Raw genomic sequence first — 23885 nt, forward strand, 5'->3', positions numbered from 1 at the left:
TTCACTAATTTTGAGTATGAGTTTCCTATCATACAACGCCAAAAATAGATGCAAACTAGTGAAAAAAATTAAGAAAAAATTTAGAATGCTTAAATTAATTGTGATTAATCAATTTTTGACATCTTGAAAAATACCTAAAGCTTCAGACAAAACTTTGCTGGAGTGATTCAAAGTATAAGTGAGTGCTAATCTATAAACCCATAGCCTATACGCTAGGGTGGAGATGGGACACTAAAAGAAAATTGAAAATTTTAAGAGAGCCACCAAGAGCGGGCAGAAGGTATCGTTCATGAGCGAATTTGTCCTACAACAACAAAATGAAGCGGCTCTTCAGCAGCAAAAGCCCAAGGAAATGATTCGGCGCTTGGTGTGGAAAATGTGCATAGCCACCTTAATTTTGATGGCAATAGGCAGTGCCACCCGCGTCATGAATGCAGGGCTTGCTTGCCCAGACTGGCCCTTATGCTATGGCGAACTCGTGCCAGCCAAGCAAATGAATCTCCAAGTATTTTTGGAGTGGTTTCACAGATTGGATGCGGCTTTAATTGGTGTAAGCGCGATCGCACTTTTCGGTTTGTCCTGGTGGCGTCGTCGCTTCTTACCCTCTTGGCTGCCTTGGGCATCTACATTCGCCCTATTTCTAATCGTCTTCCAAGGTATTTTAGGGGGACTCACCGTTACCGAATTATTGCGGTTTGATATTGTTACCGCCCATTTGGGAACGGCGCTGTTGTTTTTTACCACCCTCCTGATTATCGGCACAGCACTCATGCCCTATCAGGGAAATGGAACTGTTGGTAAGTTGCCTTGGGTTGGTTTAACTGCCGCTGTTCTGGTTTACCTGCAAAGTCTGCTAGGTGCTTTGGTAGGCTCTCGCTGGGCGCTACACCAATGCCTCGGCGGTTCTCAACTTTGTACTGTGATGTACAGCCATATTGCTGGTTTGGTGCCACCAACAGTGGCAACCTTGGCAATGGTATTTATCTGTTGGCGGACACCAGCACTACATCCAGCCTTACGGCGACTGGCAAATATGGCTGGTGCGTTGTTGAGCTTACAAATCTTGTTGGGATTTGCCACCTTCAAATTACACCTCCAAGTCGAACCTCTCACCGTCTCTCACCAAGCTATAGGAGCTACTTTGCTAGGTACTTTGGTGGCTTTCACAGTTTTATCACTACGTGACTGGGCTACTAGCCGCGACATCACAGTATTGAGCAATGACTGCGGAGTATGGAGTGAGGGAACAGGGGGAGTAGCGGAAGGAAGAATTTCTAACTCCTAACTCCTGTACGCGATTAATCGCGTCTCTCCTAACTCAGCACAAAATTATGGTCGCAACGGCGAGTATTGCGACCCACGCAGGTGCAGAAAATCTGTGTTTTCATTTGCCTGAAAGAGCCAGCCTGAGCGGGGGCTGTATATAAGTTTTTGAAAAATAAGGAACCAGAGCCAAAATGATTGAGACTAATGTCTCTCGCCACCACGAAACATTTTTACAGGTAGTTCAAAGTTATTACCAGCTAACCAAGCCTCGGATTATTCCGTTGCTTTTGATCACCACGGCTGGAAGTATGTGGATTGCTGCTAAGGGAGAAGTAGACCCATTGCTGTTGCTAGTAACTCTCACTGGTGGCACTTTCGCTGCTGCAAGCGCCCAGACGATTAACTGTGTGTATGACCGGGATATTGATTATGACATGGAGCGGACGCGCCATCGTCCGATACCTTCGGGTAAGGTGCAGCCACGCGATGCTCTAATTTTTGCGATCGCACTGGCGACGATTTCTTTTACACTCCTAGCAGTATTTGCCAATCTGTTAGCTGCGCTGCTAGCTTTCTCTGGCATCGTCTTTTACATTTTGGTCTATACCCACTGGCTGAAACGCCACACCCCTCAGAATATCGTTGTTGGTGGTGCGGCTGGGGCAATTCCGGCTTTAGTGGGTTGGGCTGCTGTCACAGGCACATTAAGCTGGTCAGCATGGCTGATTTTTGCCATCGTCTTTTTGTGGACACCACCCCATTTCTGGGCGCTAGCTCTGATGATTAAAGATGACTACGCAAAAGTTGGGATACCAATGTTACCTGTGATTGAAGGTACTACGGCAACTGTAAAGCAGATTTGGTACTATACGCTGGTAACAGTATTTACAACCGTGTTATTGGTATATCCCTTGGGCGCAAGTGGAATTCTTTATGCTGCGATCGCTGTAATTCTGGGAGGATTATTTATCCACAAATCTTGGCGGCTGTTGCAAAATCCAGAGGATCGCACTGTCGCTAGAGAGTTGTTTCTCTTTTCCATCTCCTACATGATGCTGTTGTGTCTGGGGATGGTAGTTGATAGTCTTCCCATTACCCATAATCTAATTAATGCAGCGATCAATCAGTTGCATTTTATAGCTTAGGGGATGGAAAATTTAGCGATCGCGTTTGGTAAAGGGGCGCGATCGCATTTTCAGAAATTAAAAAATATACATAATAATTAGAGTTTGGCGGATTTGCGATTAAAAGTAAAATTTCAGTCATAGGCAAATTGATCAAAAATCTAAATGTTGACAAATTACATTCGTACAGCATTGCACAAAGCAACCTACGAGTTGCTTGAGGATGGAACTTTTTATAGCGAAATTCCAGAATGTCAAGGAGTTTGGGCAAACGCTGCAACACTAGAAGCTTGTCGGGAAGATTTGCAAGATGCTCTTGAAGGATGGATTATTTTAGGATTGCGTTTGGGTCATACTCTACCTATACTTGATGGTGTTGACCTGAATTTCACCAAAGAGGTCGCCTAATGCCACCCTTTGGATCGATTAATCGGCGGGATTTGATTCGTTATCTGAAAGATGCAGGTTTTAATGGCCCTTACCCAGGTGGTAAGCATCAATACATGGTGAAAGGTGAATTAAAGCTGACAATTCCCAATCCACATCAGGGAGACATCAGCCCAAGCTTACTAAATAGAATATTACGTCAAGCTAATATAAGCAGAGATGAATGGGAAGCGTTATAAATTATATGCGCGATCGCTCATGAGACAATAATCTCTCGTGCGATCGCACTAGGGGTTAACTCAATTGATTCCGGCTGTAAATACAATTGAATTGCTTCTTTAATATTTTCCAAAGCTTCTTCTTCAGTTTCTCCTGCTGAAGTACAGCCAGGTAACTCTGGACACCATACAGCCCAATCGCCTGTTTCTAGGTCTGATTCAAGAATCACGCGCCATTTCATAGCTAATCCTCTGGGATGTAAACTACTAAATTTTACTTAATATTACATTTTTCGAGTTGCGAAATTAGACAAGAAAATCTAGAAGTCCAATTACCAAACCCATGATATAACATAAAAATTCCACTTGGTAGATGTCCTTTAGGTGCTGATAAAGTAAAGTTAAGGTCACTATAGTTTTTCCAAGAACTGTTCATACACCATCCCACGCTATTACCAAAATCACACCAGATTTGATAGCTATTAGAAGATTTTCCCCCAACACTATCCCAAATTAACCTCTGCACAGTGAATCCAAATTTTCCATAGCTGTTATCGACCCAGAGGTTGTTTATAGTGCGTATTAGCTCACAGTGGAATCTGGTAATATATTCTAAGTCAAGCCACTTCTCTATTTCTCGACCAGATATCTTGAGAAGGATAGCCATAGTTTCTTCATCAGCATCTCTCCATCTTTGTTGTCTTAATAAATTCTCCAGTTTGTTGTAATCTACCTGCATGAGCATACGATAATTTGCTTGGGTAGATGTATTAGTTTTTATATATTTTCCATATCTGGATGTAGAAGATGGATAAATTATAGGATTAAAACTTTTTATTACCTCATCAACAGATTGATAGCGTTCCTTCACATAATCCTGAATTAACTTATCTAAAACTTGCCCAAAATCAGGAGTAATACTTCTACCTTGTGGCAAGAATTTTCTCCAGAACCAGCAACCTCTGAGCGCATCATAAAGTTCATCAGAACCATCTGCTTTTGGTAAACATTGAGTTAATAGCCGAATACAAGTTACACCCAAACTATAAAGGTCACTTGCAGGGAAAACTTGACCACGCATTTGCTCTAATGGTGTATATCCAGGCGTTCCTACTGTTGTGCCAACACCTACAAAAGTTTTTGTAATTTGTTTAGAAACACCAAAATCAATTAATATTAGCTTGCCATCCAGACGACGCATGATATTTTCTGGCTTAATATCTCGGTGAATTACACCGCGTTCATGGATAAACTTTAGGATAGGTAATAAATCAGTTAAAAGCTGTTTGATTTTTTCTTCGCTAAAGGCTCCCTGCTGCTGCAATTCTTGTAATAAATTCTGCCCCTCAATTAACTCTTGTACCAAATAAAGCCGCTTATCCTGTTCAAAATAAGCAATCAAACGGGGAATTTGTGGATGTTCTCCCAAGTCATAGAGTCGCTTCGCCTCTTGCTTAAATAACTCTGTTGCTTTCTCCAGTGCAGCCGTTCCTTCAAATTGAGGGACAAATTGCTTAATTACGCAAGGTTCGTCTATCCTATCTGCATCCCTGGCTTCATAAGTTCTGCTAAATCCACCCTCACCCAAAAGCCGTATTACTTGGAAACGGTTTCTGAGTAATGGTGTTAGTGTTTGTCCACACTTAATGCAAAACTTATTGTCATCAGGGTTAAAAGGATTTGAACAACTGGAATTAGAACAGTAAAGCATATTTGGGAATAAGCAGATGGTGTCTATTAAGTTTTCCCATTTTCTGTTTACTAGGTTTCACGAGTCTTAATATTTTTGAGCAAATTTACTTCTAGTGGCGGCTACAGTCTCAACTTACTTTTGCTAGCTTAGTGATATAGAGTTTATCGCTCCCCAGTAAGCGGCTGGAAGCAAAAGGATTAATATGGCTCATTTAAATCAGCGTCGCTCTCAAAATGTCAACGGCGATTTTTATGTAGATACTACCTGTATTGATTGTGATACCTGTCGCTGGATGGCTCCTGAAGTATTTTATGATGTTGACGATCAATCGGCTGTTTATCATCAACCAACGAATGAGGCGGAAAGATTAGCAGCACTTGAAGCACTTTTAGCTTGTCCTACTAGTTCTATTGGCACAGTTGAAAAACCAAAAGATATCAAAGTTGCTCAACAACAGTTTCCAATATTAGTAGCAGAAAATGTTTACCACTGCGGCTATCATTCTGAAAAATCTTACGGTGCTGCTAGCTATTTAATTCAACTTCCAGAAGGTAACATTTTGGTGGATTCTCCCCGATTTACGCCGCCTTTAGTCAAGCGTTTAGAAGAACTGGGACCAATTCGTTATATGTACCTAACTCATAAGGATGATGTCGCAGATCATCAAAAGTTTGCCGAGCATTTTCAGTGCGATCGCATCCTCCACACTGATGATATTACTGCGGATACTCGCAATGTAGAAATACAGCTAACTGGTTCTGAACCATTTACTTTGACTCCAGATTTATTAATTATCCCAGTTCCCGGTCACACGAAAGGACAAACTGTTTTACTCTACAAAAATAAGTTTCTATTCACTGGCGATCATCTCGCTTGGTCAGAAAGCTTGCACCAACTGACTGCATTCCACGGAGCCTGCTGGTATTCTTGGTCAGAACAGACTAAATCAATGCGTAACTTGGCTAATTACTCTTTTGAGTGGGTACTACCAGGTCATGGACGAAGGTTTCATTCTGATAGGCAAACCATGCACCAGCAGATGCACAAGTGTATTGAGTTGATGGAATCTTTGAATTGACATTAAATAACTAACTTTTCACGTTATATGGAAAAGCCCAGGAAAAATCTAAACCCCTAATCCCCTTCCCGACGCGGGAAAGGGGTAAATTCAAAGTCTCTCTCCTAAAAGGAGAGAGATTTAGAGAGAGGTCAGACTCTATTGCATAGAAACGAGAAGCGCTATAACCTGAGTTTTAGCACCTTTTTAACCAAACACGGATTATGAAAAAGCTGATCAACAAGCCGGAAGACTTTGTGCGCGAAAGTCTAGAAGGTATGGCGGCGGCTCATTCCGATTTAATTAAACTGAACTACGATCCGACTTTTGTCTATCGAGCCAATGCACCTATTCCGGGTAAAGTAGCAATTATTTCAGGTGGTGGCAGTGGACATGAACCAATGCACTCTGGTTTTGTGGGTAAAGGAATGCTTGACGCAGCTTGTCCTGGTGAGGTTTTCACTTCACCAACTCCAGACCAAATGCTAGAAGCAGCCAAACAAGTAGATGGAGGCTCTGGTATCCTTTATATCGTCAAAAACTACAGTGGCGATGTGATGAACTTTGAGATGGCAACAGAGTTAGCCCGTAGTGAAGGCATTCGATCACTAAATATTTTGATTGATGACGATGTAGCAGTGAAGGATAGCCTCTATACCCAAGGACGGCGAGGTGTGGGAACAACAATACTGGCGGAAAAAATTTGTGGCGCGGCGGCTGAGGCAGGGTATGATTTGCCACAAATAGCAAATTTGTGTCGCCGGGTAAATTTGAATGGGCGGAGCATGGGAATTGCTTTAACATCTTGTACAGTGCCAGCTAATGGAACACCGACATTTGAATTGAGCGATCGCGAAATCGAATTAGGTATCGGTATCCACGGTGAGCCAGGAACAGAACGCACAGCTATTAAATCAGTAGATGAGATTACCGAAATTTTAACGCGATCGCTCCTTGAGGATGCAGCATACAGCCGTACACTGCGCGAGTGGGATGAAATCAAAGAAGAATGGGTAGATGTAGAACTAACAAATCTACCATTTGCAAAAGGCGATCGCTTATTAGCTTTCGTCAATAGTATGGGTGGAACCCCGATTTCCGAACTGTATATTGTTTACCGCAAACTCGCCCAAATCTGCGAACAGCAAGGATTGCAAATCGTGCGAAACTTGATAGGCCCTTACATCACATCTCTAGAAATGCAAGGTTGTTCCATTACCCTGCTGAAATTAGATGATGAGATGATCCGCCTATGGGATGCACCAGTAAAAACGCCGAGTTGGCGTTGGGGAATTTCATAATCATGAATTACGAATTACGAATTACGAATTACGAATTATTTTAATATGGTGAGTCAGTCGCAGATATTACAGTGGTTGCAGGCTTATGCAACGGAGATAGAGCAGAATAAAGCATATTTGACAGAATTAGATGCTGCGATCGGAGATGCTGACCACGGGATCAATATGGATCGCGGCTTCAAAAAGGTAAGCGCTCAGTTACCAACTCTTACAGACAAGGACATCAGCAGCATTCTTAAAGCTGTAAGTATGACCTTAATTTCTTCTATTGGCGGTGCTAGTGGCCCTCTTTATGGCACCTGGTTTTTACGAGCCAGTACAGCAGTAGTTGGTAAGCAAGAATTAACAGAACAAGATGTTTTAGGACTACTCCAAGCAGGCCTAGACGGGGTGCTGCAACGTGGCAAAGCGCAACTAGGAGATAAAACGATGGTGGATGTGCTGTCTCCATCTGTAGCCGCTTTTGGGCAAGCTGTAGAAGAAAGTAAGGGAACGCTGGAAGCTATGCAACAGGCTGTAGTAGCAGCTCAAAAAGGGTTGCAGGAAACTATACCAATGCAAGCGAAAAAGGGACGGGCTAGCTACCTGGGGGAACGGAGTATCGGACATCCAGATCCAGGAGGGACTTCTACTTATTTGATGTTGAAAAGTTTGTTAGAGGTATTGGAAACCTAAACATTACAACTTATCTAATTATCTGATTCACAACAGATGTACTTTGAATACGCCATTTACTTCGTTCTCGAATCAATTCGTACCGAACTCGTAAATTATCGTTAGAAGAGTTTTTAAACTGACCATTTTCATATAACTGCGTCGCTTCCTTCACCGTAGCTACCACTGCGGCACGATCTGCGAATAAATCAATTTTTTCTACAGATTCTACCTTTACGCTATGCTCGTACTTGCGGTAGCGGTTGTCAGACCTAGCCTGTTGAGCAATCACCCGCCATTGAGACAAAGCTGAACCAGTTAAAATCTGCTCTAAATTATTAATCTCATGATTCGGCCCTAAAGCTTCGGCTTTAGTAGATAGCCAAGTGCGAATGATTTCCTGTGCCGCTGCATCTGTTAAAGGGCCATCTAGTCCTTGTGGTGGACTATTTGGAGGGGGAATAGATATTGGTGGTTGATTTATTTGTACAAACAACTGTGAAACAGGTGCAGGTCGTGTAGGAAAAAACAGATTTTTTAACCATCCAAAAGTTGTTGTGGCTAACACCCAGAAAACTAAAATACTCACTAAAGAAATAAACACTCTCCATACCAGCCGTGTTTTCCCTTCTATGGTGTTAGCAAAAGTTCGCCGCCGCCGAGGACGACGAGAATGGGGACGATTATCCGGTACACGCTCCCGGATAGCAGATGGAGTAGGTTTTCTCCGCCGACGCTTTTGGTTATGAGCAGGTGTAGCACTTTTAACTGAACCGTTCAAATTCTGATTAGTGCCTCTGCTCGTCCGTTCAGCAGCAGGAACCTCTGATTTTACACTTCCAGATGAATTCCACATAGGAGGTGAGAAGTTTAAATGTTCTGGTGTTTCTGGTAAATCTAGGTCAGGTGTTCTGCTGTGATTAAATTGCCTTGGAGTCCTAGTTAAATTTTTAGGGAAAGGCGAATTATTTGTCTGTGGCTGTGGAAAATTTTGGGGGTTAATTACAGCCCACTCATTAGTTGTTTCTGCATCCGTTGGCAGTGCTTCTAAATAAGCTTGTACCTGTGGGTTAGCAAAGTAATCTTTTAGAAACGCTTGCTGGTTTGCTAAATCTCGAAAATGCGGAAATACTTCGTGTTGCAACCACTGTTCTGCATATAGACACAGCCCTGGTAATAAATCTGGAGAGTCTTGAGATTTTTCTCTAATAAAAGCTAAAGCTTCATACTCCTGACTAAGTTCTAAAACCCGAGTCGCTTCTTCAGTTTGTCCTAAGAGTAAAGCACATAGCGACTGTTCTAAATGTACATCTTGACGCTTACCCAGACGTATGAGCATTTGCCTTGCTTGACGAATTAAAGCTGGTTGCCGTTGAGCAAATCCCCGTGCTATCAAAGCATAAACAGCTAAGTAAGTGGCAACAGCAGAATTACGTTTGCTTTGGGCTTCAAATAACTTGTGCTGTTCGGCGACTGTTAAGTGGTTGCGTAACTGCTGAATAAACCGCAGAAAGTCATCTATATTTAAACCAGAGTCATCATTGTTCGTGCCATCAATTCCGCCACGATCTTCTAAGAGGTTTTGCAATAATTCCAAACCTTGGCTTCGTTCGGCAGTCTTTTCTTGAGGTAGTGCCAACAACTCCAAAATTCGATATGGTCGCAATTTATAAAGATCCGCCTGAATTTCTGCCTGGACACTGGCGAACAATCCTTCGCGTACCAACAGTTCTTGACCAGTTTCTAGGGATATGGCGGCATTTTCATAGTGACCTTGCTGCCACTGTTCGCGACCTAATTCTAGACAAGCAAGGGCGACAGTGAGAACGACATCAGGATGTTCAGCACTTTCGTGTATTTCTTCGTCTACTAAATTATTGCCCTTTCTTGCACTTGTAGCACCATTTTTATTTACCAGGTACGGACGACCTAGTTTTAGTACAAGTTCGTATTCTCCCAACTCTTGCAAAATTAATAAAGCGCCAACCAACTCGTCTTGGGTAATTTCGATACCCAAACTTTGGGTGTCACTACCCCTTTTGGTGCTTTCTGGACGATTTTCCAGTGCTACTGCCGCAGCAGCAAGATTATCAGGGTCATAGGCGTGAGCAAGATAAAGCTGATCGTAGGTACTGCGTTGTTTTGGATCTGATAAAACCACGTAAGCTTCTTCTATGAGTTGTTTACGAGAAGAAATTGCTGCCTGAGAATACTCACGTCGCGGCAATTGTACAATGCGATCGCTGTATGCCTGTCGCAATTGTTCTTCACTTGCCGCTAACGGTAGTCCTAAAATTCGGTAGTAATCTAGCGGAATTCGCACAGCCTACTTCCCCTGCACCGTGATCAACATAATTCACCTAGAGCTTTCCAGGCCTGTAAAACCGTGCCATAAAAATGCCGTATAGAATTTACTCTACAAGTGTATATTGCAACAACTTGTTTTGTACCTTCCCGAAATTTTGAGTCACATTCTAGTACTAATTTTTTGCTTTCGCCTAGAAAGCCTCAATTGTTTGTTTTAATTCTTAGTATTTTTGTTTAACACAACTATTATCAGCCTTCGATACCACAAACCACAACTACCGCTTTTAATCACGGCATAATTGTTGTGGCTGGAAGAATCTATTGATGATTGATTTTTTTGGGACTTTCCCACTAGATCGGTAACAAAAATACCACTATTGGGGATTTACCCTGATAACAAGAGAATGAAACTATATCATAATTTACCTTTAATTACAATTACCTATTTGGGTATTATAAATTTTTGCCTCCTTTTTTTTTAAATTGTTAATGGATATGCAGAAAGCAGTCTATCTTGATTGCTAGTCTATGAAGGGGAATATTTAGGAGTGCTGAGTTTTGTTAGCGGATAGCTAAGGTTTAGCCCGTGCTGAGTTCTGAGTAAGAAGTAAGGAGTAAGACGTAGTACTTGTGAATCTTTTCCTAAGTACTCACTACTCGTAACTGATTTGATGCCTAATCGGTCTAATATTTACTTTTTACTCAGCACGGGCTAAACGCCCCGCTTCCGCTAACGTTACTCAGCACTGTTTTGGTGAGAGAGAAAAACCCAAAGCGGTAAATATTGCCGTTAGAGTCAAATCCTCACGGGGCATCAGCTGAAAAGTTAAAAATCAAAAATTAAAAATTCAGCTATTCCCTAAGACCCTTTTTTGGTGCATAAATAAAGTTTGTTGAGTCTTACAAACGCTAGCCTATTAAAAGCTGAGGTGTTATCAGACCAACTTATTTAAGACCGTAACTTTAAGTTGTACAACAGGGATACTCAAAAATAATGGTTCAAGAGCGTACTTTACCCACATTTAATCCTGCTACTACGCATATTACAAAAGAAGAAGGATTACGGTTGTATGAGGACATGGTATTAGGGCGCTTGTTTGAAGACAAGTGCGCTGAAATGTACTACAGGGGCAAAATGTTTGGTTTTGTCCATTTGTACAACGGTCAAGAAGCCGTTTGCAGTGGTGTTGTCCAGTCAATGCGACCGGGTGAAGATTACGTTTGTAGTACTTACCGCGACCACGTTCATGCTCTGAGTGCGGGTGTACCAGCAAGAGAGGTAATGGCAGAATTATTTGGCAAAGCCACAGGTTGCAGCAAAGGACGCGGTGGTTCTATGCATATGTTTTCTGCCGAACATCGCTTGCTGGGTGGCTATGCTTTTGTGGCTGAGGGAATTCCTGTAGCAGCTGGAGCGGCGTTTCAAAGCAAATACCGCCGCGAAGTGCTGGGAGATAAAAACGCTGACCAAGTGACAGCTTGCTTTTTTGGCGATGGTGCAGCTAATAATGGTCAGTTTTTCGAGACACTAAATATGGCAGCCCTATGGAAACTGCCAATTCTGTTTGTGGTCGAAAATAATAAGTGGGCCATTGGGATGTCTCACGAACGAGCGACTTCCCAGCCAGAGATTTATAAAAAAGCCAGTGTATTTAACATGGTGGGCGTGGAAGTAGATGGCATGGATGTACTAGCAGTTCGAGCCGTAGCTCAAGAAGCTGTAGCCCGTGCCCGTGCAGGTGAAGGTCCAACATTAATTGAAGCGCTTACCTACCGCTTCCGGGGTCACTCCTTGGCTGACCCAGATGAAATGCGAAGCAAAGCGGAGAAAGAATTTTGGTTCGCCCGTGACCCAATTAAAAAGTTGGCAGCTTATTTACTGGAGCAAAATCTCGCAGATGCAGGAGAAATCAAAGCCATTGACCTTAAAATTCAGGACGTAATCGACGAGGCGGTTAAGTTTGCCGAAAGCAGTCCTGAACCAGACCCCAGCGAGTTATATCGTTTCGTGTTTGCAGAAGACGAATAACAAAGTTAGGAGTTAGGAGTTAGAAGTTATGAATTGTTAACTCCTAACTCACAACTCTAACTATCCCTATACCCAGGACTAAAATTTGTGTTTAGCATTGCAGTTCAAAAGCAACAATACAAGACCTATATTCTTTCTGACGAAGCCGCTGGTTCTCAATTGGAGGTAGTACCCGAACGCGGCGGTATCATCACCCGTTGGCGCATTCAAGGACAAGAAATTTTCTACCTGGATACTGAACGCTTTACTCACCCTGAGTTGAGTGTCAGAGGTGGGAATCCAATTTTGTTTCCTATTTGTGGCAATCTACCAGATAATACTTACACTCATAACGGGCAAAAATATACTCTCAAGCAACACGGTTTTGCTCGTGAATTGCCGTGGAAAGTAACAGAACAAGAAACTGGAGATAAAGCTAGCCTCACTGTTGTTCTTGATAGTAATGAGCAAACTAAGGCTGTTTATCCTTTTGATTTTCAACTAGCTTTCACCTACCAACTTCAAGGTAATACCCTACAAGTCCGCCAGCAGTATAAAAACTTGTCATCTACATCAATGCCCTTTTCGGCTGGTTTCCATCCGTACTTTTTGTGTGGTGATAAAACTCAGCTAGAGCTTGAAATTCCCTCTAAGCAGTATCAAGATAATCAAACTAAGGAAATTCACTCTTTTGACGGCAATTTTGACTTTAGCCGTGATGAAATTGATTTTGCCTTTGGACAGCTAACGAGTCAATCAGCCACCGCGATAGATCGCAGTCGGAAGTTAAAACTCACGTTGGATTATGATGATTTCTCTACCTACCTGGTATTTTGGACAGTCAAAGGCAAAGAATTCTACTGTCTAGAACCTTGGAGTGCGACTCGTAACTCTCTCAATACTGGTAATAACCTGACTGTGTTAGCACCAGGAGCTAGCCATACAGCATCTGTAAGATTGACTGCCAATTTTTTCTAAACCCCTTTACAAATCTACAGATGTATATGCTATGATTGCAAAGTTGCGAAATGCAGCGAAAGGGTCGCTAACTCAACGGTAGAGTACTCGGCTTTTAACCGATTAGTTCCGGGTTCGAATCCCGGGCGACCCATATAATAGAAGTTTATTAAATGATGTAAAGAAGCGATCGCTGCTCTTTGTAATTGCAGGAAGGAGAATTTGGGATACTGGGCTACCAGAGCTACTAATTCTAGGGTAGCTAAATGTACAGCAATACAGAGCAGGTGTAGGGCATAGTACAACTGTAGAGAGCAAATATACAACATATTTATAGTAACTATGGCGTAAAGTTTTTCAACATAGATACACCACACTAGTTATAATTTCCTATAAGTTGAAAAAACTCTTAAGATTTAGCGTAATGATTACGCTTCTCTCAGACCGACTAGCTGACAACCACATTAGGAGGACTATCTATGGCGCTTGTACCACTGCGGCTGCTGTTGGATCACGCAGCTGAAAACGGTTACGGCATCCCAGCTTTCAACGTTAACAATTTGGAGCAGATTCAGGCGATCCTGAAAGCTGCTGTCGAGACAGATAGCCCCGTAATTTTACAAGCTTCACGCGGCGCTCGTGCTTATGCAGGAGAAAACTTCCTCCGCCACCTGATTTTAGCAGCGGTAGAAACCTATCCTCACATTCCCATTGTCATGCACCAAGATCATGGTAATGCACCTGCTACTTGCTACTCAGCAATTAAGAACAACTTCACCAGCGTGATGATGGATGGTTCTTTAGAAGCTGATGCTAAAACTCCCGCTAGCTTCGAGTACAACGTTAATGTTACCCGCGAAGTTGTAAATGTAGCTCATGCTTTGGGTGTCAGCGTTGAAGGTGAACTCGGTTGTTTGGGTTCTCTAGAAACTGGTGCTGGCGAAGCTGAAGATGGTCATGGGTTTGAAGGTACACTCGACCATTCTCAACTGCTAACCGACCCCGATGAAGCTGTTGAATTCGTAGAAGCAACCCAGGTAGATGCTTTGGCTGTTGCCATCGGCACAAGCCACGGTGCTTACAAGTTTACCCGTAAGCCGACTGGTGAAATTTTGGCCATCAGCCGCATTGAAGAAATTCACCGCCGTCTGCCTAATACTCACTTGGTAATGCACGGTTCTTCTTCTGTACCTGAAGATTTGCTTGCACTGATTAACCAATATGGTGGTGCAATTCCTGAAACCTACGGTGTACCTGTAGAAGAAATCCAAAAAGGGATTAAGAGTGGTGTACGTAAGGTAAATATCGACACCGACAACCGTTTGGCTATTACTGCTGCTGTACGTGAAGCTTTGGCTAAAAAACCAGAGGAGTTTGACCCCCGTCACTTCCTCAAGCCTTCTATTACATACATGCAGAAGGTTTGTGCTGAACGCTATCAGCAATTTGGCACAGCTGGCAACGCCAGCAAGATTAAGCAAATTTCTTTGGAAGATTTTGCTGCTAAGTATGCTAAAGGTGAACTTAACGTTGTTACCAAGGCAGCGGCTAAAGTTTAATTTTGACAACTAAATAAATAGGGGCATAGTCTTGCTATGCTCTTAAAAAACTGAGGATTTTAATGTTGTCAGAAACCGGGTAAACACCCGGTTTTTTGTTGTATTCATAAGGGCTAGGAATGGGGAATGGGGCATTGGGCATTGGGCATTGGTCGATAATCAATAGTTCTTCTTCCCCTGCTCTCTACTAGAACACCCGATGTTGTAAAGAGGGCATTTGACGGCGGACTTGTTCAAGCCTAGTAGGTTTGATTTCTGCGATCGCAATTCCCGGTTTCTCTCCAGCATCGGCTAAAATTACACCCCAAGGGTCGATAATAACGGCGTGGCCGTGGGTTAGACGACGGCCGTAGTTATTGCCTGTTTGGGCAGGAGCAATGACGTAGGCGGTATTTTCGATGGCTCTGGCTTGTAATAGTACTTGCCAGTGGTCTTTACCTGTAAAGGCGGTAAAAGCGGCGGGAATAAAGATAACATCGGCTCCCTTATCTGCCAGATGACGATACAGTTCCGGGAATCGGACATCATAACAAATAGAAAGCCCTAAATTACCGAGCTTTTCTGAAAAATATACGGGGGGTAGTTCAGTACCAGCCACAACAGTGCTGGATTCCCGATAGGTGTTGCCGTCGGGGACATCAACATCAAATAAGTGTACTTTGTAGTAGCGGGAAAGTTCTTGACCGCTGGGGTCGATAAGTAGAGTGGTGTTATAAACTTTGCCTGTATTGTCTACTGGAAGTGGAAAGCTGCCGCCCAAGATGGTAATTTGAAAGCGTTGAGCCATTTTTTTGAGAAATTTTTCACTTTCAAGAGCGATCGCATCACCTTGTGCGAGTTTATCTTTTTCTTCTCCCATATAGGAAAAGTTTTCTGGCAAACCCACCAATTCAGCACCTTGACGCACGGCAAGCTCTATTAATTCTTCTGCCTGTGCCAAATTTTTCTGTAAATCGGGCACACTGGTCAATTGAATAGCGGCGGCTAAATAAGACTTCATAGATTCAACAACGAACAGTTGATTTATGGAAAAGAGATTATCAAAATATATCGCTACTTCAAGATTTGTGAAACTTAATTAGAAATGCGTCAGCATTGCTTTTCTTTACACACACTGGTTTTATTACTGCTCTTAATCTTCCTCTGGGTTATAGCAAACTGAGCAAGATAAAGATTAGGTTGTGATCAAACCTTGATAAAAACTGTCTACTGTGGATATTTCTATTCTCATTCAAACATTTATTGCTGTGTTTGTCTTGGCGGATGCTGTGGGCAATATACCGATTGTTTTAGTTTTGACTAAGGGTATGATGCCAGACCAAAGAAACAAAGTCATAGATAAAGCAATTATCATTGCGATCGCAGTTCTTTTGCTATTTGCCTTTGCAGGGCAAATAATTTTAAATTACTTGGAAATCAGTATCGGCTCTTTGCGAGTAGCAGGAGGAATATTGTTGCTGTTAATTGCTTTGCAAATGCTGCGCGGAGAATTAGATCAGCCGATTATTGAAGAAGGACGCGATGTCGCAATTACTCCACTAGCTTTACCATTGTTAGCGGGGCCGGGGACTTTGACAACGGTGATGTTGCTGATGTCGAAATCACAGAGTCCGCATATTGCTGTGGCGGTGGGTATCGTAGGGGCGATGTTTGTCACTTGGTTAATTTTGCGTTTGGCAAATCTGATTGACCAGTGGATTGGTGCAGAAGGTGGAGTAATTGTGACTCAACTTTTGGGCTTTCTGTTGGCTGCGCTAGCGGTGGAAATTGGTAGTACGGGAATTAGGGAGTTGTTTTTGAGCTAGAAAATTCCTAAAAATATTCTGAAAGTGTATACAAATGTAAACAAGTTTGATAGACGGCAAATTTGCGCCTCTCAAACTTGTTTATGAAAATTAACTTAAAGTTAGAACAAAATGGATAACTCAAGAGGATTTTATTGCCGATTGAGTTTCAAAGATGCTTTTCGAGAGTGGAAGCTAATGTAGTTTTAGGCACGGCGCCAACCACCATATCGACTTTTTGTCCACCCTTAAAAATCATTAATGTAGGAATACTGCGGATGCCGTACTGACTAGCAACTTGAGGATTTTCATCCGTGTTGACTTTGACGACCTTGATTTGACCTTTGTACTGTTCGGAGATTTCATCGACAACAGGAGCTACCATACGGCATGGTCCGCACCAGGGTGCCCAAAAGTCAACTAAAACTGGTACATCGCTGTCGAGTACTTCTTGCTTGAAACTAGAATCGGTAACTTGTGCGGCTGTTGACATGCCTAAAACCTTCGCCAATAATATCTGAGCTTGGTGAAAATTCTACCATAGCAAAAACCTCAGCTTGGGAGTGCGAGGATGTACATTTGCAAAGAAGCTCTAGAATTTATTTATAAACATAAGGAACCGCCCGAACAGTAGTCCGGGCGGAGTGTGGTGTGAGGAGTGAACGGAAACATGCGTCTCCGCTATTTCTATTGTAAGCGACATATCGGATTTTTCCAGCAATTGTTTAAGGGGCCAGAAAAATTTATTGAAGAATTATTGGGGATTAGGGATTAGGAATTAGGATTAAAATAACTCTTTTCTAGTACCCAGTCCTCAGTCCCCAGTCGCCAATTTTATTTCCCCATACCTAATTGTTGAGCTTTTTGGTAAACTTTGCCCTCGGTTAATAAAGAAGGTGCAATCACAACTTCCACTTGCTGCATTTCTTTAATATTTTTCACTCCCAAAGTTCCCATGCTGGTCTTTAAGGCTCCTAAAAGATTGTGAGTACCATCATCTAGTCCTGCTGGGCCAATGAGTATTTGCTCTAGGCTACCAGTGCTGCCAACGCGAATGCGGGTGCCACGAGGCAAGACTGGGCTGGGAGTCGCCATACCCCAATGATAACCTCGTCCTGGGGCTTCTGTGGCTCTAGCAAAGGGGGAACCAATCATCACACCATCTGCACCACAGGCGATGCATTTGCAAATGTCGCCACCGGTGATTAAACCGCCATCAGCAATAATGGGGATATAGTTGCCAGTTTCGTTGTAGTAATCATCTCGTGCTGCGGCACAATCTGCGATCGCAGTTGCCTGTGGCACACCCACACCCAATACCCCACGAGAAGTACAAGCTGCACCAGGCCCAATTCCCACCAATACCCCAGCTGCCCCAGCTTTCAACAAATTCAACGTGACTTCGTAAGTCACGCAATTCCCTAACACCACGGGGATGGGCATGGAACGGCAAAATTCTGCTAAATCGAGTGGTACTAAAGACTCTGGTGACAGATGTGCAGTAGAAACTACCGTAGCTTGGACAAAAAATAAATCTGCCCCAGCTTTGGCCACTGCCTCACCGTATTTACTTGCGCCGGCTGGAGTCGCACTCACCGCCGCAATGCCACCTTGTTGTTTAATTTCCTGAATACGTTGTTCTATTAATTCCGGTTTTATTGGTTCGGCATAGAGTTCTTGCATGAGGGCAACAAATTCATCTTTCCCCACAGAGGTAATCCGATCTAATATTGGCTCTGGGTCGGCATAGCGAGTTTGAATACCCTCTAAGTTGAGGACACCTAATGCTCCTAACTGTGACAAACGTACAGCCATACGAACATCTACTACGCCATCCATAGCACTAGCAATTATCGGGATTTCTCGCTCAATATTCCCAATACGCCACTTAGTATCTGCCAAACTGGGGTCTAGTGTTCTATTACCAGGGGCTAGAGCAATTTCATCTATTCCGTAAGCTCTGCGAGCTGTTTTTCCCCGCCCAAGTTGAATTTCCACGCTTTAACTTTACTCAAATCTGTTTAAGCTAGGGTATCAAATTGTGGGGAAATTTGGGGTATTTTTTTTCCCGAACCATATAAGTGACTAGTGACGGCTGTCATTAGTCATTTGGATTTTGACTGATTAAAAATCCAAAATTAGTTTGATTTACCGTCTATTTTTAGCGGCATCCACACCAGTGTAACCAGTTGCTAACCAAATTACCGCTCTAGCTCCATCACGAATAGATTTCTCGATAGATTCAGGGGGTTTTTCGGAAGGAACTGGCACTGGTTTTAAATAAATACCCCGACTACCTAAAATAATTTCGCCAATGACACAAGCCCGGCGCATGTGGAAGTCGGAAGTAATCAAATAAACGCTCTTAATGCCGCGAGCTTGCAAATCATCTACCAAAGTAGTAAAATTAGTAACTGTATCTACTGCTTCATAATCCAAGTGTAAACGTTGAGGATCAACACCAGCTTTGGTAAACACTCTTTGGGTGAATGTACGTGGACTGCCGCCTGTAATCCAAATCGGTATATTTGGATGCTCGCGAACGAATTTTGCTGTAAATTTTTCTCGCTCTAAATGTCTCGTTGAACCACCTAACACTACAACTGCTTGCGGCTGCACAAATTGGTTTTGTACTTCTTTGTATCCCCACCACATAAATATTGGTAGGACAAAAGCCATAAAACGAAAAGATTTATTTGTAAACAGTAGCTTATTCAAGGCTCAATAACTTAATTTACTTAGTACACAATTTTCTCTGGCTATAAGAAAAAACAATTGATAGTAGAGTAGCAAACTTCCCAAGAATCTGCCCAAATTTTGCCCAAATATAAATTTGGTTGGTTTTTATGTAGCAGCGCGATTAAGCGTGCCTGGAGTTTTTCCTCTAATTGATGGATTATCCTAACCGATATCGGACGATTCATCAAAGAGTTTTAACCACTTTATATAGTAGTTCTCAATTGCACAGAATCAGCAGCCAGTCGCGTGGACGGATATCCCGACTTGGGCGAACAGGCGTACCACTATTAGGGGCACAACAACGCTGTTACCCTGCAAATTACTATATAGAATTGTCTGAAGATAACGGGACTGGTGCGACTTGAACGCACGACCTGACGCTTAGGAGGCGTCCGCTCTATCCAACTGAGCTACAACCCCAACTGCGAAGCATATATAATTATAGCAGTAGTTTTAGGGAGACTGCCAAAAATTATCCCAAGAGCCGCCGCCTACTTCTAAACCACAAAGAAAACTTTCGGCTTTTATAATTATTTTAGATTTGCTCCCATTTAGTTCTCGTAACTCTAAATTTAGTTTTCCTTGCATGGTGTCTCGGCAACAGTATATTAAACCTTCTGCTGTCGGCGCACGTAGAGGTGTACCAGGTAAATCTGTGGTTCCTGTTAATTCAATTTCATAACTAGAATTGCTAGCTTTCATTTGCCATCTACCCCAAGGCTGAATTTCCCACTCAACTTGTGAATTCCAGGGAACAAATTCATAAAACTTACCTTGATAGTGCAGTCCAATCATCGCTACAGATTCCATCCACCACAGCACACCCCGCCGTCCACCGCCAGCAGTTAATGCTAAGTCGGGTTCGCCCTCGAAGCAATTACAATTTATCCAAAACCATTTCTGAGGAAAAGCACCACCCCAATTTTTCTCGCCGTAGGCTGGGGCGTTAGTGAATTCGTAGATTTTGCCATTCCAGTCAATCTTCCCACTGGCTAAACCGTGAGCCATCAAAATTTGCCATCCAGGTTCAAAAATCTGCAAGAATGACAGCCAGCCTGCGGTTGATTGTTGAATGGCATTTTGATTGCCCCAACCGTATACTGGTTGAATTTCATACTGCCAACGGCAATAATTATTGGTAGCGCGATCGCGAATTATTCCCTGATTCAAAGTGGCTGTCGCTTGATATCCTTCTTGGACATGATATTCAAACTCTGCTGGCAGGAGGTATAGGGGAGAAACTTGCAAATTATTTTTACCCCAATGACCTAAACCCAAAACATCCCGACTACCCCAAAATTTGTTGACATCAGGAAAAGTACGGCAGAGGTACTCATCATCCGGGCCGAGGATTTGGGCTGCACCGCCACTGTACGGTTTACCGCCGATGGGATCTTCAATGGAGTACATAAAGGCGAATGTTTGCCCAATTTCCGGCAAAGTGACGCGGTAATACCAGCCTTCAAAGAAGCGACGGCTACTGCCATCCCAGTGATAACCAGAATGGGGGGTTTGGGTTGATTGGAGAGGATTTTTGGGAATAGTTAACATAGGTTTAGATAGTTGCCGATTTTTTCAGTATGCGCGATCGCTTCGATATAAATGATGCTTATGAAATTCTTGGGCTAAAACCCGGTGCCTCTCAAGCACAGGTAAAGCGAACTTACCGTAAACTGGTGAAAATTTGGCATCCTGATCGCTTTGTCGATCAAAGGCAAAAACAGGAAGCTGAAGAAAAAATCAAATCAATCAACGCAGCTTACAACAGGCTCAAATCTGAAATTCCATCTGAGCCTCCTATTCCTGAAAATCCATCTTCATCTTCGCCTAAAAATCCCCCCAAAATATCTGTCAATCGTTGGGATGCAGAAACTTTCTACACTTTAGGAGTAGAAAATGCTACTCAAGGAAGATATGAGGATGCGATCGCAGATTTTACCCACGCCATTCGTCTCAATCCTCACTATATTGATGCGTATAAATACCGTGGGCTAGTTTGCTCACAATTGGGATACGAATATAGAGCCGCTTCAGATTTAAATAAAGCTGCACAAATAGAAGAAGAGTTAAGAAATCCGGGCGCTGCGCGTAGATCGCGATCGCCTAGATATGTATCAAAACCTAGACCTCTGGTAAAAAGATTTTGTCAGAGGATAAAAAATTTACTGCGGCTAAATCGGCGTTGGAGATAAGGAGTGGATATAGTTTAAGACACTTCAGGCGGCGACACCAGACCTAGAGTTAGATAATACTTATATCTGGGAATACTAAATGTAGTAAGATTTGCTGCTGATTTCTTAGTATGAGTGATGTCTAACGACAAGCTGCTACCAAAGTCTAATAACATCCATCTTTGGGACACTCTTTCTCTTGATTAAGTATTAACTTCCTACAGATAGAGCCACTTGCCGATATCAGAGGTTATCCTGAGAATCACCAACAGTCGCGTAGCAAATAAAACTCAACAGTTATCAGCAACATATATTTTTCAACTCAGTAAAACCTCTTGTTTTTACAAAGTTTTTAGTTTGTCAACATCATATCGAGGAGTGAAATCAACAGCTATGTCTATTCCCAATGAACCCGAAAGTAAAAACAGTGAAGTCAAGCAAGAATCTTACACTGATATTAATGGCAATACTCACACTGACTTCACGCGAACCAGTGAAACAGTAAAGAACAACGCAGCGAATCCTAACTCTTACACCAACGGTTATGTACAAGGTCGAAATACTGAGCGTAGCAATCAAGCAGATTTAGCCCAGCGTGATGAAAACAATGCTAGTGGTGGTTTGCTGTTAGGTATTATCATTACTTCCTTGCTTGGTTTGGTTATAGGTGGGGTTTGGTACTTCAACCAGCAGAATAACGCAGCGGTTAACAATGCTGTGCCGGTCGTGGTTCCAGTACCGAGTAAGAGTAGTCCAACTCCCAGTGCATCTCCTCAACCACAAACAACGATAATCGAAAGAACTAGGGAAGTACCTGTACCTGTTGCTGTTCCTGTTCCTGTTCCCCAACAGCAAGTTACACCTCCCTCTGCACCTCGCCAACCGGATATTAACATTACTATTCCGCCCCAGCAGCCTGCGGCAGAAAAAGCACCTTCTGTAACCCAGCCAGCCCCTAAAGCGACACAAAGTCCGGCGACGAGTCCAACTACCAATACTCCGGCTTCGCAGAACGATAGTTCTAGTAATACTGTTGCTCCTGGTACGAAAAGTGACACTTCTAAAACCACTACACCTCAAGGAGTAGACCAGTCAAAGAGTACATCTAATAATGGTTCTTCTACCGCAGGCGGTTCTGGTCAATAAAGGCTTCTGAACTTTCAGCCCACTTGATAATATTGGCGTGAATGCCAATATTATCAAATGGGACAATTTTTAAGTAATATTTCTGAATTGTTGCGATAAATTAATGGTATTCAAGTTTAGTAAAGGTGTCTTGTAGCTAAACAAACACAATGCTAGATTAAGACCAAGGTACAAACAGGTTAAAAGTTAAACAAAAACTTTCAAATTAGAGCCTGTGCCTCCTGCTCTAATCTTCTCGCGATCGCTATGCTTGGTTGTGGCATCCATTGAATGTGTTTTTGCCTTAAGTTCAATGAGTTGTTTTGGAGGTTTTAGAACGCACAGCCAGAAAATGCCTGCCTAGTTGGAATGTAAGGATGTGCAATTCTGAGTAAAGCGATCGCGAATACTGTCCACCTTATTTTGAGTTAGTCATTTCTGAATTCTCCAATCTTCAAGGAACCGCCCCAAGCTATTGAGATTTATCCATCGTAGCTTCAGGCGGTTTCTGCTTTGAGTGTTATGCATTTAAATTGCACTCCGATCGGTTAGGGCTGTCATTAGTCATTTGTCCTTTGTCATTTATTTAGACCAATAACTAATAACCAATGACTAATGACTAATGACTAACTAAGGTAATTACAGTCACTTCAGGCGGACAAAATAAACGTCCTGGTTTATAAGTTCCTAAACCACGATTGACATATAGTTGATTTTCTTCCACCTTGTGAAACCCTTGCGCCCACTCCCAATATCGAACTACTTTCGAGCAGTCTCCTAAGAAAAATGTTACCCAACGCCGCAATTTTTTGGGAATTTGTTTGAGGAGCTTTTTATAATAGAGTACTACAGGACCAATACCCGGAATGACGATGTGACCACCGTGAGTATGACCAGATAGTTGCAAATCTACGCGCCATTGTTGCAATATCTTGGCTGTATCTGGGTTATGAGATAAAACAATGCGCGGTGTAACCGAGTCTAGTTGATTCATCACTGGTGCGGGGTAGAATTCTCGTGACCAATAATCAGCTAGTCCTACCAATGGTAATTCTTTTCCTAGTGGATAGGCGATTTCATTCCAAAGCACATGCACCCCAATGCTGGTTAAGGCTTGTGTAACTTCTGCTTTGGAGTGGCTGTAATAGATATCGTGGTTCCCAAGTACGGCGTAGATACCACAGCGACTTTGCAGATGCTTGAGTCGAAGCACCAATTGATGAATTGGTGTGGGATCGTCAGTTACGTAGTCACCAGTTAATAGAATTAAATCTGGTTCAGCTTCGTTAGTAAGTGCGATCGCTTTTTCTAACATTTCTTCCGACAGTCGCAAACCATCGTAGTGAAAATCTGATAACTGTACTAACGTTGTACCTTGTAAAGATGCAGGAAGTTCCGCAATCTTAACCGTTATTTTATCTACTCTTAAATGTCCTGTAAACAACCAATGCATAAGTCAACCGATACTCCTCATACCAGCGCTTACAGCTTACCAAAAATAAAAATGTAACTTGATAAAATGCAATAATTTATGT

General features: G+C 42.6%; 24 protein-coding genes and 2 tRNA genes. 15 read left to right on the forward strand and 11 right to left on the reverse strand.

Going from position 1 to position 23885, the window contains the following annotated elements:
* Positions 1-289: 289 nt before the first annotated feature.
* Both CDG76_RS05350 and CDG76_RS05355 read left to right on the forward strand, forming a co-directional pair.
* A complete protein-coding gene (locus tag CDG76_RS05350; RefSeq protein WP_094348051.1) occupies positions 290-1285 on the forward strand; it encodes a COX15/CtaA family protein in 996 nt (331 codons plus the stop codon).
* 172 nt (positions 1286-1457) lie between these two features.
* Positions 1458-2411, forward strand: a complete 954-nt coding sequence (locus CDG76_RS05355) for a heme o synthase (RefSeq protein WP_094348052.1) — start codon at positions 1458-1460, stop codon at positions 2409-2411.
* On the opposite strand, the gene CDG76_RS38965 is transcribed toward CDG76_RS05355, so the two are convergent.
* Positions 2401-2532, reverse strand: a complete 132-nt coding sequence (locus CDG76_RS38965) for a hypothetical protein (protein ID WP_262984304.1) — start codon at positions 2530-2532, stop codon at positions 2401-2403. The genes CDG76_RS05355 and CDG76_RS38965 overlap by 11 nt on opposite strands.
* 23 nt (positions 2533-2555) lie before the next feature.
* On the opposite strand from CDG76_RS38965, the gene CDG76_RS05360 reads away from it, so the two are divergent.
* Positions 2556-2798 carry a type II toxin-antitoxin system HicB family antitoxin gene (locus tag CDG76_RS05360; RefSeq protein WP_094348053.1) on the forward strand — a complete coding sequence of 81 codons (243 nt, stop codon included), beginning with the start codon at positions 2556-2558 and terminating at the stop codon, positions 2796-2798.
* Positions 2798-3016, forward strand: coding sequence for a type II toxin-antitoxin system HicA family toxin (locus CDG76_RS05365; RefSeq protein ID WP_094348054.1), 219 nt, complete (start codon positions 2798-2800; stop codon positions 3014-3016). The genes CDG76_RS05360 and CDG76_RS05365 overlap by 1 nt, the downstream gene beginning before the upstream one ends.
* Positions 3017-3033: 17 nt before the next feature.
* On the opposite strand, the gene CDG76_RS05370 is transcribed toward CDG76_RS05365, so the two are convergent.
* Both CDG76_RS05370 and CDG76_RS05375 read right to left on the reverse strand, forming a co-directional pair.
* Entirely contained in the window at positions 3034-3237 is a 204-nt protein-coding gene (locus CDG76_RS05370; protein WP_094348055.1) for a type II toxin-antitoxin system HicB family antitoxin, read from the reverse strand.
* A gap of 32 nt (positions 3238-3269) precedes the next feature.
* Positions 3270-4706, reverse strand: coding sequence for a serine/threonine-protein kinase (locus tag CDG76_RS05375; RefSeq protein ID WP_094348056.1), 1437 nt, complete (start codon positions 4704-4706; stop codon positions 3270-3272).
* A gap of 184 nt (positions 4707-4890) precedes the next feature.
* On the opposite strand from CDG76_RS05375, the gene CDG76_RS05380 reads away from it, so the two are divergent.
* The 3 genes from CDG76_RS05380 (at position 4891) to dhaL (ending at position 7721) form a co-directional block, all read left to right on the forward strand.
* Positions 4891-5766: an MBL fold metallo-hydrolase gene (locus CDG76_RS05380; protein ID WP_094348057.1), complete on the forward strand. Its 876-nt coding sequence runs from the start codon at positions 4891-4893 to the stop codon at positions 5764-5766.
* 203 nt (positions 5767-5969) lie between these two features.
* Positions 5970-7046 carry a dihydroxyacetone kinase subunit DhaK gene (gene dhaK, locus CDG76_RS05385; protein WP_094348058.1) on the forward strand — a complete coding sequence of 359 codons (1077 nt, stop codon included), beginning with the start codon at positions 5970-5972 and terminating at the stop codon, positions 7044-7046.
* A 45-nt stretch (positions 7047-7091) separates the two neighbouring features.
* Complete coding sequence (gene dhaL, locus CDG76_RS05390) at positions 7092-7721, forward strand: dihydroxyacetone kinase subunit DhaL (protein WP_094348059.1); 630 nt, start codon at positions 7092-7094, stop codon at positions 7719-7721.
* A gap of 10 nt (positions 7722-7731) precedes the next feature.
* Here dhaL and CDG76_RS05395 read toward each other — a convergent pair whose 3' ends face one another.
* Positions 7732-10023 carry an IMS domain-containing protein gene (locus CDG76_RS05395; protein WP_094348060.1) on the reverse strand — a complete coding sequence of 764 codons (2292 nt, stop codon included), beginning with the start codon at positions 10021-10023 and terminating at the stop codon, positions 7732-7734.
* Between the two features lie 978 nt (positions 10024-11001).
* Here CDG76_RS05395 and pdhA point away from each other — a divergent pair.
* From pdhA to fba, 4 genes are all read left to right on the forward strand, one after another.
* Entirely contained in the window at positions 11002-12036 is a 1035-nt protein-coding gene (pdhA, locus tag CDG76_RS05400; protein WP_094348061.1) for a pyruvate dehydrogenase (acetyl-transferring) E1 component subunit alpha, read from the forward strand.
* A gap of 87 nt (positions 12037-12123) precedes the next feature.
* Positions 12124-12993 carry an aldose epimerase family protein gene (locus tag CDG76_RS05405; protein ID WP_094348067.1) on the forward strand — a complete coding sequence of 290 codons (870 nt, stop codon included), beginning with the start codon at positions 12124-12126 and terminating at the stop codon, positions 12991-12993.
* A gap of 61 nt (positions 12994-13054) precedes the next feature.
* Positions 13055-13126: transfer RNA gene (locus tag CDG76_RS05410), tRNA-Lys, on the forward strand.
* Between the two features lie 325 nt (positions 13127-13451).
* Positions 13452-14531: a class II fructose-bisphosphate aldolase gene (fba, locus tag CDG76_RS05415; protein WP_094348068.1), complete on the forward strand. Its 1080-nt coding sequence runs from the start codon at positions 13452-13454 to the stop codon at positions 14529-14531.
* A 187-nt stretch (positions 14532-14718) separates the two neighbouring features.
* Here fba and CDG76_RS05420 read toward each other — a convergent pair whose 3' ends face one another.
* A complete protein-coding gene (locus CDG76_RS05420; RefSeq protein ID WP_094348069.1) occupies positions 14719-15531 on the reverse strand; it encodes a carbon-nitrogen hydrolase family protein in 813 nt (270 codons plus the stop codon).
* Between the two features lie 211 nt (positions 15532-15742).
* Between CDG76_RS05420 and CDG76_RS05425 the strand changes: the two genes are divergently transcribed.
* Entirely contained in the window at positions 15743-16336 is a 594-nt protein-coding gene (locus tag CDG76_RS05425; protein WP_094348070.1) for a MarC family protein, read from the forward strand.
* A gap of 148 nt (positions 16337-16484) precedes the next feature.
* On the opposite strand, the gene trxA is transcribed toward CDG76_RS05425, so the two are convergent.
* From trxA to CDG76_RS05440, 3 genes are all read right to left on the reverse strand, one after another.
* Entirely contained in the window at positions 16485-16808 is a 324-nt protein-coding gene (gene trxA, locus CDG76_RS05430) for a thioredoxin (protein ID WP_094348071.1), read from the reverse strand.
* 341 nt (positions 16809-17149) lie between these two features.
* Positions 17150-18313: a GuaB3 family IMP dehydrogenase-related protein gene (locus tag CDG76_RS05435; protein WP_094348072.1), complete on the reverse strand. Its 1164-nt coding sequence runs from the start codon at positions 18311-18313 to the stop codon at positions 17150-17152.
* 150 nt (positions 18314-18463) lie between these two features.
* Complete coding sequence (locus CDG76_RS05440; protein WP_094348073.1) at positions 18464-18994, reverse strand: YdcF family protein; 531 nt, start codon at positions 18992-18994, stop codon at positions 18464-18466.
* Between the two features lie 212 nt (positions 18995-19206).
* On the opposite strand from CDG76_RS05440, the gene CDG76_RS35830 reads away from it, so the two are divergent.
* Entirely contained in the window at positions 19207-19419 is a 213-nt protein-coding gene (locus tag CDG76_RS35830) for a hypothetical protein (RefSeq protein ID WP_143854026.1), read from the forward strand.
* Here the strand turns inward: CDG76_RS35830 and CDG76_RS05445 are convergent.
* Together CDG76_RS05445 and CDG76_RS05450 are read right to left on the reverse strand one after the other, a co-directional pair.
* Positions 19401-19474: transfer RNA gene (locus CDG76_RS05445), tRNA-Arg, on the reverse strand. The two genes, CDG76_RS35830 and CDG76_RS05445, sit on opposite strands and share 19 nt — an antisense overlap.
* A 33-nt stretch (positions 19475-19507) precedes the next feature.
* Entirely contained in the window at positions 19508-20605 is a 1098-nt protein-coding gene (locus CDG76_RS05450) for a tocopherol cyclase family protein (protein WP_094348074.1), read from the reverse strand.
* A 29-nt stretch (positions 20606-20634) separates the two neighbouring features.
* Between CDG76_RS05450 and CDG76_RS05455 the strand changes: the two genes are divergently transcribed.
* Together CDG76_RS05455 and CDG76_RS05460 are read left to right on the forward strand one after the other, a co-directional pair.
* Positions 20635-21246: a DnaJ domain-containing protein gene (locus CDG76_RS05455; RefSeq protein WP_094348075.1), complete on the forward strand. Its 612-nt coding sequence runs from the start codon at positions 20635-20637 to the stop codon at positions 21244-21246.
* A gap of 372 nt (positions 21247-21618) precedes the next feature.
* Positions 21619-22371 carry a hypothetical protein gene (locus CDG76_RS05460; protein ID WP_094348076.1) on the forward strand — a complete coding sequence of 251 codons (753 nt, stop codon included), beginning with the start codon at positions 21619-21621 and terminating at the stop codon, positions 22369-22371.
* A gap of 598 nt (positions 22372-22969) precedes the next feature.
* On the opposite strand, the gene CDG76_RS05465 is transcribed toward CDG76_RS05460, so the two are convergent.
* Complete coding sequence (locus tag CDG76_RS05465) at positions 22970-23803, reverse strand: metallophosphoesterase (RefSeq protein ID WP_094348077.1); 834 nt, start codon at positions 23801-23803, stop codon at positions 22970-22972.
* Positions 23804-23885 lie beyond the last annotated feature (82 nt).

The organism is Nostoc sp. 'Peltigera membranacea cyanobiont' 210A, from assembly GCF_002246015.1.
GTDB lineage: Bacteria > Cyanobacteriota > Cyanobacteriia > Cyanobacteriales > Nostocaceae > Nostoc.

Excerpts from the sequence above, each read along its gene's own strand:
- CDG76_RS05350 (WP_094348051.1), top strand. The coding sequence starts at position 290 with ATGAGCGAATTTGTCCTACAACAACAAAATGAAGCGGCTCTTCAGCAG.
- CDG76_RS05355 (WP_094348052.1), top strand. The coding sequence starts at position 1,458 with ATGATTGAGACTAATGTCTCTCGCCACCACGAAACATTTTTACAGGTA.
- CDG76_RS38965 (WP_262984304.1), bottom strand. The coding sequence starts at position 2,532 with ATGACTGAAATTTTACTTTTAATCGCAAATCCGCCAAACTCTAATTAT.
- CDG76_RS05360 (WP_094348053.1), top strand. The coding sequence starts at position 2,556 with ATGTTGACAAATTACATTCGTACAGCATTGCACAAAGCAACCTACGAG.
- CDG76_RS05365 (WP_094348054.1), top strand. The coding sequence starts at position 2,798 with ATGCCACCCTTTGGATCGATTAATCGGCGGGATTTGATTCGTTATCTG.
- CDG76_RS05370 (WP_094348055.1), bottom strand. The coding sequence starts at position 3,237 with ATGAAATGGCGCGTGATTCTTGAATCAGACCTAGAAACAGGCGATTGG.
- CDG76_RS05375 (WP_094348056.1), bottom strand. The coding sequence starts at position 4,706 with ATGCTTTACTGTTCTAATTCCAGTTGTTCAAATCCTTTTAACCCTGAT.
- CDG76_RS05380 (WP_094348057.1), top strand. The coding sequence starts at position 4,891 with ATGGCTCATTTAAATCAGCGTCGCTCTCAAAATGTCAACGGCGATTTT.
- dhaK (WP_094348058.1), top strand. The coding sequence starts at position 5,970 with ATGAAAAAGCTGATCAACAAGCCGGAAGACTTTGTGCGCGAAAGTCTA.
- dhaL (WP_094348059.1), top strand. The coding sequence starts at position 7,092 with ATGGTGAGTCAGTCGCAGATATTACAGTGGTTGCAGGCTTATGCAACG.
- pdhA (WP_094348061.1), top strand. The coding sequence starts at position 11,002 with ATGGTTCAAGAGCGTACTTTACCCACATTTAATCCTGCTACTACGCAT.
- fba (WP_094348068.1), top strand. The coding sequence starts at position 13,452 with ATGGCGCTTGTACCACTGCGGCTGCTGTTGGATCACGCAGCTGAAAAC.
- CDG76_RS05420 (WP_094348069.1), bottom strand. The coding sequence starts at position 15,531 with ATGAAGTCTTATTTAGCCGCCGCTATTCAATTGACCAGTGTGCCCGAT.
- trxA (WP_094348071.1), bottom strand. The coding sequence starts at position 16,808 with ATGTCAACAGCCGCACAAGTTACCGATTCTAGTTTCAAGCAAGAAGTA.
- CDG76_RS05440 (WP_094348073.1), bottom strand. The coding sequence starts at position 18,994 with ATGGCTTTTGTCCTACCAATATTTATGTGGTGGGGATACAAAGAAGTA.
- CDG76_RS35830 (WP_143854026.1), top strand. The coding sequence starts at position 19,207 with ATGGATTATCCTAACCGATATCGGACGATTCATCAAAGAGTTTTAACC.
- CDG76_RS05450 (WP_094348074.1), bottom strand. The coding sequence starts at position 20,605 with ATGTTAACTATTCCCAAAAATCCTCTCCAATCAACCCAAACCCCCCAT.
- CDG76_RS05455 (WP_094348075.1), top strand. The coding sequence starts at position 20,635 with ATGCGCGATCGCTTCGATATAAATGATGCTTATGAAATTCTTGGGCTA.
- CDG76_RS05460 (WP_094348076.1), top strand. The coding sequence starts at position 21,619 with ATGTCTATTCCCAATGAACCCGAAAGTAAAAACAGTGAAGTCAAGCAA.
- CDG76_RS05465 (WP_094348077.1), bottom strand. The coding sequence starts at position 23,803 with ATGCATTGGTTGTTTACAGGACATTTAAGAGTAGATAAAATAACGGTT.